This window comes from Thermoplasmata archaeon (assembly GCA_035632695.1).
In the GTDB taxonomy this organism is placed as follows: Archaea; Thermoplasmatota; Thermoplasmata; order RBG-16-68-12; family RBG-16-68-12; genus RBG-16-68-12.
This window is the reverse complement of the sequence record DASQGG010000096.1, coordinates 1-9,504: the sequence shown is the minus strand read 5'-3', so window position 1 is coordinate 9,504 and position 9,504 is coordinate 1. Positions and strand designations below refer to the sequence as shown.

Below are 9,504 nucleotides of genomic sequence, written 5' to 3'. Positions count from 1 at the left end.
AAGCCATCCCACACCCGGACGGTCGACGGGGCTTCATAGGCGAGTCGTGCATTGTGGAACGCTCGGTCCCACTCCGCGGTCACATTGTCCGAGGTCCCATTGATGAACGACCACGGCGCCGCGGACGTGAAGTTGGCATCGCGCAGGCGGTTGCTCCAATTTGCAGCCAGCGAGAGGCCGGACGCACCAGCGCTGACGTTTGAGTCGACAGTCCCGTTTGCACCAACGAATTCGGATCCACCGGTCCACAGCATGGATTGGGGCAACCATGACAGCGAGGCTTGGCCACCACCCACCGAGACGTTCTGCCCCGTCAAACCGGCCGACGTATTCATAGACCACGTGATCGTCCGCGACGCATCTGCGTTCCCCCTGACGACCGGGAGGTCCGCTCGACTTGGAACTGTGATCACAACTAGGAGCACGAAAAGGATGCAGAGTCCGAGGCACAGGCTTCGAGTCGGGCCCGTACGGCAGCCGTTCCTTCCTCGTGCGAGCATGGGCATGTCCGATCCGGTTCGTCCCCCGCTCCCGGCCCGAGACCCCTCTCACGTCGCCCGCAACCCACAGGCGCCGGCTCAGGGGGCGCGTCCATCGAACCGAGCGTACTTAATGATTTCCGCACGGCCCTCCGCGCGGGGTCAAGGCGGGATCCGACGGGTTTCGCGGCTCAGGAAGGACGACGTCCGCAAGCCAAGTGTCGGACGGTCGTTCTCGTCCGTGGAAGTACAAGTATATGGCCGCGAACGCCGGTCCCCCGCCGGGTCGAGAGAGGAGGTCGAGACAACGGGCCTACACGCTCGAACGGTCGACGAGCACGCCGTCGCCCCGGTGATCGCCGAGGTTCTTCTTGTGGCGATCTCCGTGACGATCGCAGGCGTCGTGTACTTCACGGCGAGCAACCTCACGGCCCAGTCCATGGTCCCCGCGCGGCCCTTCGTCGCCTTCGCGCCCGTCACCGTCCGGGACGGGGTCGCGACGATCACGGTCGCCGCCGTGAGCCGGACCGCCTCCGTCTCGAGCTACCGGGTCAACCTGATTGCAGGCGGTGCCGTCGGCCGGGCAACCGCCCTGCCCGCGCCGGGAGGCGTCGCCACGATCTCGATCGGCAGCGCGAACTATCGCGTGGCGTGGACCGACGTCGGCGGCTCGAGCACGCTGATGAGTGGCGACCCGATCACGGTCACCGCGGCGACCGGGCCGTTGCCGACGGGGACCGTGTTCACGTTCTACCTGCTGTGGTCCGACGGGTCCATGCTCCAGTCCGCGTCCTGGACCTCGTGAGGCGGTCCGCGTTCACGTGCGGGCGAGCTGGGATTCCGTGACCATTTGCCCGATCCGGCGGAACGCCTCCTCGACGTTGGCACCCGATTTCGCCGAGGTCATCAGGAAGGGGCAGTCGAACGCGCGAGCGACCTGCGCCACGTCGTGCTCGCCGTACTGGGCGCTCGACAGGAGGTCGCTCTTGTTCACCGCGATGAGCACGGGCACCTTGCCGACGACCTGCTCGACCCCGTCCACCCAGTCGTCCAGGTCGTCCAGTGTGCGGCGCCGGGTGAGGTCCGCGACCGCGAGGATGCCATTGGCCCCATAGAAGTAGGCCTCCTTGAGGAGCTCCCGGAAGCCCTTCTCCCCCATGATGTCCCAGATCTGGAGGTCCACGTCGACCAGGAGGTCCCGTTCCGGAAGGAAGACGCGCGCCTCCTTCTTGGAGACTCGCGTGCCGATCGTGGTCACGTACTGCTCGTCGAACAGGTTCAGGACGTACCGGCGGATCAGGCTCGTCTTCCCGACGGCCTTCTCGCCGACCAGGCAGATCTTGGACTTCAGGTGTCGGGTCTCCGTCATAGGACCGCCATTCACGGGACGGCCGAGGGCACGCCTCGGGGGACTTAACGCTTGCGGCGCGCGTGGCGTCCCTCGAGAATCAGGAGGGCGGTGCGATGCCCTCCTTGGCGAGGATCATGGACCCGAGGCGCTGGAACAGGGTGTTCACGTTCTCTCCGCTCCTCGCGGAGGTGTAGTAGTACGGCGCTTCGAAGGCGCGCACCGCCTGGTCGATCTCCTTCTCCCCGTACAGGATCATCACCTCGTCCTTGAGGTCCACCTTGTTGATCGCGAAGACGACGGGGATCTCCCCGACCACGTTGAAGACGCCCTGCACCCAGTCGTCAAGCTCCTTGAGGGTCGAGTACCGCGTGAGGTCCGCCACGGCGATCGTGCCCTTGGCCCCGTGGAAGAAGGCTTCCTTGAGCAAGTCCCGGAACCCCTTCTCGCCCATGATGTCCCAGATCGTCATGTCCATCTGGACCTTGACGTCCTTGCCGGGCACGTCGAAGGCGAGCTCTTTCTTGGACACCTTGGCGCCCAGGGTCGTGATGTACCGGTCGTCAAACTCGTCCTGCACGTACCGGCGGATCAGGGAGGTCTTCCCGACCGCCGCCTCCCCCACGAGGCACACCTTGGTCTTGATCCGCTGGACCTCGGGCATGGCGCGTCCGGCGAAAGGGCGGGTCTCTACTTAAGCGGTGCGGAGGCGGTCCGCGCCGAGGGGTCGCGGGCCAACGTTTATGTCCACTACCCCCCGTCGGGGCGCGATGCGGCTCCAGCATCGGATCGTCGCGGCGATCGACGCCACGGACGTCCGCCTCGCTAGGTCCGTCGCGAAGGCGTTGGCGGGCCGCGTCGACGCGCTCAAGGTGAACTGGCCCCTCGTGCTCGTCGCGGGCCCCGGGATCGTGAAGGAGTTCTCGGATCTCGCCTACGTCCTGTGCGACTTCAAGATCGCGGACATCCCCAACACGAACCGCCTGATCGTGGAGCAGGCGCTCGCCCTGGGCGCTTCGGGGGTGATCTGCCACGCCTTCGCCGGCGAGGACTCCGTCCGTGCGTGCGTGGAGACCGCGAAGGGTGCGGAGGTGTTCGTGGTCACCGAACTCAGCCACCCGGGAGGCCAAGACTTCACGGCGAAGCACGCGGAGGAGTTCGCGCGCCTCGCGGTCCGCGCCGGAGCCGCGGGCATCATCGCCCCCGCGACGCGCCCCGAGCGGGTCCGTGCGCTCCGCGGCCTGATCGGCGACCGTCTCATCCTGGCCCCCGGCGTCGGTGCGCAGGGTGGGAAGCCCGCGGACGTGATCCGCGCGGGCGCGGACGCCGTGATCGTGGGACGGGCGCTCTACGAGGCACCGGACCCTGCCGCCGCGGCCGAGACCATCGCCCGGGAAATCCGGGCCCGGTAGGCTCCCGAGGACTCGAAGGTTTTTGAGGGAGGCGACCATGCCATCCCTCACGCCGCCCGTCGCCGCGAAGGACCGTGCCGCCGTCGAGCGATTCCTGGAGCAGGACGCCGTCTCGACCGCGGTGGTCTGGAACCGCGCCTTCGACATGGAAGGGACGAAGGAGCTGTTCGCGGACGGCGATCCGGTGCGAGGCGTGCTCGCGGTCGCACGGCCCGAGTGGGCCGGGGGCGCCGCGGGCATCGCGATGCACGCGACGGCACCCGAGGCGGCCCAGGGCTTGATGACCGCCTGGCCCCACGGGGAGGTGTTCTTCCATCTCACCGAGGAGTGGATGCTCTCCCTGGTCGAGCCGCACGCGGAGTCGATCGACGGCGGCGTGTTCTGGTTGTTCCGCCTCGACCCCGACGACCTCGTCGACCGTGGATCGCAGGGCGTCGAGCCGCTGGACCCCAAGTGGGCGGAGCTCGTCGGACGTGTCTGGGACCCGGACTGGAGCGACGCCGGAGCGTACGTCCGCAAACGCATCGAGGCGGGTCATGCGTTCGCGGTGTACGACGCCGGGAAGCCCGTGGCCTGGGCCTTCACGCACTTCGAGACGCCCCGGGTCAGCATGATGGGCTTCCTCCACGTTCTGGAGCCGCACCGGCGGAAGGGCTACGCAAGGGCCGTGGCCTCGGCCCTGATCCGCGACATCCTGGACCGCGGCAAGATCCCCGCGCTCCATGTGAAGACGGACAATGTCGCGTCCCTCGAGCTCACGGCGAGCCTCGGCTTCCACCGCGTGAAGAAGCAGGTGTGGGCGGACGCGGTGATGCGATGAAGATCACGCCCCTGGCCGCGGACAGCCTCGGGGCGCGGTCCATGGCGACCTTGGTCGAAACCCCCGACGTGACGATCCTCCTGGATCCCGCGGTCCGGCTGGCGCCCTACCGGTACGACCTGTCGCCCCATCCCACGGAGGAGGCGCGCCAGAAGGAGCTCTGGCGGCGGATCAAGGAGGCCGCGAAGCGGGCCGAGGTGCTCACGGTGAGCCACTACCACTACGACCACCACAACCCCGACGCTCCGTCGATCTTCCGCGGCAAGCTCGCGTACCTGAAGGACGGCAAGGCGAAGATCAACCGGAGCCAGAGGGAGCGGGCGAGCGCCTTCGTGCGGGCGGTCAAGAAGTACCCTCTGGAAATCCAGGTCGCGGAGGGCAACGACGTGGACTTCGGCGGCACCGAACTGACGTTCTCTCCCGCGGTGCCGCACGGGTACAACGACGAGCTGGGCTACGTGGTCATGGCGCGGATCGCCCAGGGCGACGAGATCTTCGTGCACACGGGGGACGTGGAGGGACCGCCGCTCAAGGAACAACTCGGCTTCCTCCTGGACGCGGCGCCGACGGTCCTGTACGCCGACGGGCCCATGACCCACATGCCCGACAACTACCCCGAGGCGTACACGAAGCGCTCCCTGGCGAACCTCGAGCGCGTGATTCGGAGCACGGCCCTGCGCACCCTGATCCTCGACCACCACCTCCTGCGGGACCGGGAGTGGCGCAGCCGCATCGAGCCTCTGGCCGCCGCCGCGGCGGAGCACGACGTGACCGTGACCACCGCCGCGGGATACGCGGGCAAGGCCGTGGACCAGCTCGAGGCGAACCGCGACCGCCTGTACGGGTTCGACATGAAGGCCTAGCCGAAGGCCGCCACGGTGTGCACGTGGACCGGATGGGTCGCGATGTAGCGCCCGATGGGCCGATACACGAAGTAATTGTGCCAGACGTACCACGAGAGGCCGAGACCGAGGGCCGCCATGGGGGCCGCCGCGACCGCGGCGGGCGGGATCGTCGCCCCGGCGGGCAGGTTGCCGCCGAGGTACCCCATGCCGAGCGGCGCGAGCCCGTAGCTCAGGATGAGTGCGAGCTCCTCGATTTCCAGCGTAAGGTCGAAGAAGCTCATCCGCGTCACCGCCCCGAGGCAGTCACGGAACACGTCCACCGCCTCGTCGGGCTCCAGAGGGTTCGTGGCCAGCATGGCCGCGGGCGCGAAGGGGGGGTCGAACGAGCCCTGCACATGGGACAGGGTATGGGAGAACCGGTCGACCAGGGTGTCCGAGGGGATCTGGGATGCCGCGAGCAGGGACGCCGCGATGTCCAGCTGCATCCCGTCCTGGTATCCCTTCGCGGTCATCGCGGACTGCGCCGCGTCGAACCGGGCCATGGCCTCGTCCACGGAGTACGGCGATCGAGCGAGCGCCGCGACGAGGAGGGCGTTCAGCGCGGGGCGCCGCCTCTTGATGTCGTCGATCCGGGCGAAGACCTGATCCCACCACCCTTCCTGCAGGTCCGCCAGGGAGGCCGCGACAATCACGCGGTCCTGGGGCATGATCCCGTGGTACTGGAGCCCGATCCGGATCCGCTCGAACACGCTGCGAACGACGGAGGGATCCCAGGGCAAGGACGCCAGGATCGCGGAGGCCAGGAGCCGGTCCTCCGGGCTGAAGTCCCCCCAGTTCATTCCGTGGTTGAACCACTGGAACTCGGAGACGATCATCCCGGGATTGATGCCCCGCTTCGCGAGGATGGCGGAGGCGAACCGGGCGTCCACGTTCGTCATGGGCGACGTGGGACCCCACTCGTCCTCGGTGCGGGTCTGCTCGTCGAGGATCAGGAACTTGTTGATCACGGACGCCTGGTCCACGAGGCTCGCGATCTGGCCGCGGTACTTGGCCATCTCCTCCTGGAACGCCACGAAGTCCCGCCCCGGGAGACGCCGTTGCCAGGCTTTGAGATCCTCGAGGACGCCCTTCCCGGACAGCGTGACGTCCACGTACTCCTGGGTCGGGCCGTTCCACACGAGACCGTCCAGGGTCGCCTTCTCACGCGCCAGCTGCTCCAGGTTCGCGATCATTTGGCGGAGCTCTGGGGACGCGTCGGGTCCCGGGGTCGCTAGGGCTTGGCGTGAGAGGTCGCGGACTCGGTCCCGGAGGGCGACGAGCCCGGCCACGTCCGCATTCCAACGGTCGTGCGTCGCCCCGTCCACGGTCCTCACGAGCCCTTGGGTCACGAGGAGGTCACGCTGCTCCTGGGACGCCGCGGCTTCCTGATGGCTTTCGATCCCTTCGAGGACGGCTCGCACCCGATCGCTCTCCATTACACCCCCACCTCCGTGGCGACATCGATCTCGAGACCGCACTGCGCGGCGTCCACCGCAGGCTCGACCCGGAGGAGGAGCTTCCGACCGCGGTGCTCCAAGGAGAGGAAGGGGTCGGCGATGCACGCGCGCTCGAGGACCTCCAGGATCCAGCGCCGTCGCTCCGCCCCCGTGCGGAAGGCGCGCCACCGGCGGTCGACATCCCACGCGAGCGCCTCGAGGGCGTACGTGGCCTCGTAGACGTTGCGGTGGAACTGCCGGCCGATCTCCTCCCGCACCTCCGCCGCGCCAAGGGCCGGAACCTCCTCGATGCCCTCGAGGTCGGCAAAGTGCATGGTGCCGTCCGGCGCGATGACCGCGTCCTTGTCGAGCCAGACGTCGTGGTACGCGAGGCCCGCGTACGCGCCGCGGACCGCGTCGTGACGCAGGGTGCGGGCGTAGAGCGTGAGGGCGGCCATGGACGAGCGGGCGAGGTTCTCCAGGAATCGCTCGGCGTCTTCGAATGAGGCCACGCCGAACAGGGAGAGGGCGCGGGACGTGTCCACGCCGAACGTCACGGGGCTGTGGAAGTACAGCCGCACATTGGACGGCATGAGCCGTACCTCCTGCCAGAACTCGCCCTCGTAGCGGCGGTACCAGAAGAAGCGGCTCGCGACTCGGGCGAAGTCGTCGGGGAGCCGCAGCAGGGCGATGACCGGGCACACGTGGAACCCGTTGATCTGGGCGTCCGTCGCGCGCAGGCTGGTCAGGAATCCAATGGCCGCGTTGTCGGGCGCCTGCCCCCCGTAGGGGACGTTCCCGAACCACCGCTCCCCCGTGATGAAGCCGACTGCGGCGCCATCGTCCAGCGCAAGGCGGGCGGCGGAAGCGGGGTCGCGGGCGATGGACCGAACGCGGTCCGCCGTCAGGGCCGCGTTCTCGTACGCGTCCACGGCCGCGCCGCAGCCCTTGACCGCCGCGAGAAACTCCTGGCCCAGGATCGGGTGACGCCGGCCGGGCAGGATCGCGGACCGGTTGTCATCCCGCACCCCGGACACGGGGACGCCATCGGACCGCCCGGAGAGCTTCCAGAGGAGCTCGGGGACGTAGACGGACGGCGGCTCCCCGGACCAGAAGGCACGGAACCTCGGGTCGCCGAGGCTCTCGACGCCGTCCGCGAGCCGGACCAGGCGCACGGGATCGTTCGGCACGCAGACCGCTTCGCGGACCATCAGGTCGGCCTCTGGAGGGCCGAGGGGGCCGCGGGCGGGTTCTTGGAGTAGTAGACGGAGTCGCCCACGGGAACGAAGCCCACCTGCCGCGCGATCTGGAGGGAGGCCGTGTTCTGTCGCGAAATCTCGACGATGACCCGGTCGACGCCGAGCGCGGCGAGCGTGGAGAGGCGCGCCTTCGTGAGCTCCGTGCCTAGACCGCGGGAGCGCTCCGTTGCCTTCACGGTCAGGGTGTGGAGTCGGGCGACGGACCCGACGACCATGGCGAACCCGAAGCCCACGACGGCTCCGTTGGACAGGGCGACGAACCCGAGGTCCCCCGCCTGGAAGGAGGACTGGATGAAGCGAGCGGCTCGGCTCTGGTAGACCTCCTGGGCGATGAAGGTGACGAAGCCCAGGTCCTCCGCGGTCATGGGCCGGACCACGGACGTGTCGTACTCCAGGGGCTGCGGGCCCTTGAGCTGCAGGATCGTGAAGCGGTCGACCTCCTTGGCCCCGAGGACGCGCCCCGGGATCGTCGCCTCCGCGAAGAAGTCCCGCATCTTCACCCGCTTCATGAGCACGCGGGCGACGCGGTCCTCCGTGGCGAAGAGGCTGCCCATGCCCGATTCCCGGTCGAGGAGCGCCAGCCCGACGATCTTGCGCTCGTCGAGGGCCAGGACCACGGGATCCCCCTCCGCGATGGAGCGCTCCGCGAACACGGGGAGGAACGGGCCAAAGAACGGTGACCCGTCCGGGGTCAGCCCCGTCGCGTCCGCGGGTCGCTTGGCCTTGCGGATGCGGACGTACGTGGCCTGGTTGCCCGATCCGATTCGGAGCCGGCTGGGCCCTCGGCGGACCCGGATCACGCCGACGACGGCAATGATGATCGCCGCAGGGATCCCCGCGTAGACGAGGGCCGTCGTCGGGAGGTCCAGGGGCACCGGGTAGCTGCTGGACGTCACGGTCAACGTGGTGCTGTTGACAAAGCCGTTGAACCCATCCGAGTCCTGCTCCGTGTACTGCTCGCCGACGACGAACCCGGTGTTCGCATCGTAGTAGTACTTGTCCGTGTACGTGGCGAAGAAGCGACCGTACACGTCATCGCGGTTGTACGAGCCCGTTCCCTGGAGGAGAATCGTAGCGTGGGGCACGGCGCCGATCCAGTACGTCGCGCTCAAGGACTGGACGGTCAGGGGTTCATCGAGAACCTGGATCACATGACCGACCGCGGTGGGGACCGGAATCCAGAACCAGACCGTCGCGTTCGCGGGGTCGCTCACGACCACGTCGTTGCCGGAGAGATACTTGCGTGTGCCCAGGGGGAACACGGGGTGGTACACGTCGCTCCCCGAGGAGCTCGATCCGAGACTGTTCGAGTAGCTCCAGGATCCGGTGCCGGTGACGGACACGGTGTTCCCCGCGACGGAACTCACGGAGTAGCGGTAGTGCGACTGCGTCGTCTCCGTGTACCCCGTGTAGTTGCCCTGTCCCTCGCCCACCGTGGTCTTCTGATCGAACTCTAGGAAGTCCCCGGTGGCGGGGGTGCCCGCAATCGCGGGCGCCGTCGCGAGCAGGACGAGGGCGAGGCTCACGGCAAGGGACAAAACCGCGTGGCTGCAGGCGCGCCTCGTCGTCTCGCGGTACCGGCGTAATGCCGTCGTCTTCGAATCCCTCCTCGGCCGCGACAGCGGTGGCAACCTCTTAAAGGTCGCGGGGGCACCCCATCGAGACGTGCCGCCGGGACCTCACGTCAGCCGGCGGAGAGTCGGCGGTGCGCCGTCGCCGACGAGTGCGTAAGGCGCATGAATGCGAATCGGGAGACATCGAGCCATCACCGGGGACGACTGGCCGTGGGCGAATCCCGAAAGAGCTAAGTCACCTCCGAGATTCGGGGGGACCGCCATGGCACGCGAACACCACTGTCCGAACGAC

10 protein-coding genes are annotated in these 9,504 nt (G+C 68.3%); 4 read left to right on the top strand and 6 right to left on the bottom strand.

Annotated elements, in window-relative coordinates; translation table 11 throughout:
• Positions 1–335, bottom strand: a 335-nt coding sequence (locus VEY12_06875) for a hypothetical protein (GenBank protein HYM39850.1), incomplete at its 3' end; no start/stop codon positions are given.
• A gap of 517 nt (positions 336–852) precedes the next feature.
• On the opposite strand from VEY12_06875, the gene VEY12_06870 reads away from it, so the two are divergent.
• The gene (locus VEY12_06870; GenBank protein ID HYM39849.1) at positions 853–1,284 is read left to right on the top strand and encodes a hypothetical protein; all 432 of its coding nucleotides are present in this window, start codon (positions 853–855) and stop codon (positions 1,282–1,284) included.
• A 12-nt stretch (positions 1,285–1,296) separates the two neighbouring features.
• Here VEY12_06870 and VEY12_06865 read toward each other — a convergent pair whose 3' ends face one another.
• A complete protein-coding gene (locus tag VEY12_06865) occupies positions 1,297–1,848 on the bottom strand; it encodes a Rab family GTPase (protein HYM39848.1) in 552 nt (183 codons plus the stop codon).
• Positions 1,849–1,927: 79 nt separating this feature from the next.
• Positions 1,928–2,491, bottom strand: a complete 564-nt coding sequence (locus VEY12_06860; protein ID HYM39847.1) for a Rab family GTPase — start codon at positions 2,489–2,491, stop codon at positions 1,928–1,930.
• Positions 2,492–2,597: 106 nt separating this feature from the next.
• Between VEY12_06860 and pyrF the strand changes: the two genes are divergently transcribed.
• From pyrF to VEY12_06845, 3 genes are read left to right on the top strand one after another with little or no spacing between them, the layout of a single operon-like run.
• Entirely contained in the window at positions 2,598–3,239 is a 642-nt protein-coding gene (gene pyrF, locus VEY12_06855) for an orotidine-5'-phosphate decarboxylase (GenBank protein HYM39846.1), read from the top strand.
• A gap of 37 nt (positions 3,240–3,276) precedes the next feature.
• Positions 3,277–4,059, top strand: coding sequence for a GNAT family N-acetyltransferase (locus VEY12_06850; protein HYM39845.1), 783 nt, complete (start codon positions 3,277–3,279; stop codon positions 4,057–4,059).
• Positions 4,056–4,922, top strand: coding sequence for a hypothetical protein (locus VEY12_06845; protein ID HYM39844.1), 867 nt, complete (start codon positions 4,056–4,058; stop codon positions 4,920–4,922). The genes VEY12_06850 and VEY12_06845 overlap by 4 nt, the downstream gene beginning before the upstream one ends.
• Here the strand turns inward: VEY12_06845 and VEY12_06840 are convergent.
• The 3 genes from VEY12_06840 to VEY12_06830 are packed head-to-tail and all read right to left on the bottom strand — an operon-like array spanning position 4,919 to position 9,176.
• Complete coding sequence (locus VEY12_06840) at positions 4,919–6,379, bottom strand: hypothetical protein (protein ID HYM39843.1); 1,461 nt, start codon at positions 6,377–6,379, stop codon at positions 4,919–4,921. The genes VEY12_06845 and VEY12_06840 overlap by 4 nt on opposite strands.
• Entirely contained in the window at positions 6,379–7,590 is a 1,212-nt protein-coding gene (locus VEY12_06835; GenBank protein HYM39842.1) for a hypothetical protein, read from the bottom strand. Before VEY12_06835 ends, VEY12_06840 begins: the two co-directional genes overlap by 1 nt.
• Positions 7,590–9,176, bottom strand: coding sequence for a GNAT family N-acetyltransferase (locus VEY12_06830; GenBank protein ID HYM39841.1), 1,587 nt, complete (start codon positions 9,174–9,176; stop codon positions 7,590–7,592). Before VEY12_06830 ends, VEY12_06835 begins: the two co-directional genes overlap by 1 nt.
• Positions 9,177–9,504: the final 328 nt, after the last annotated feature.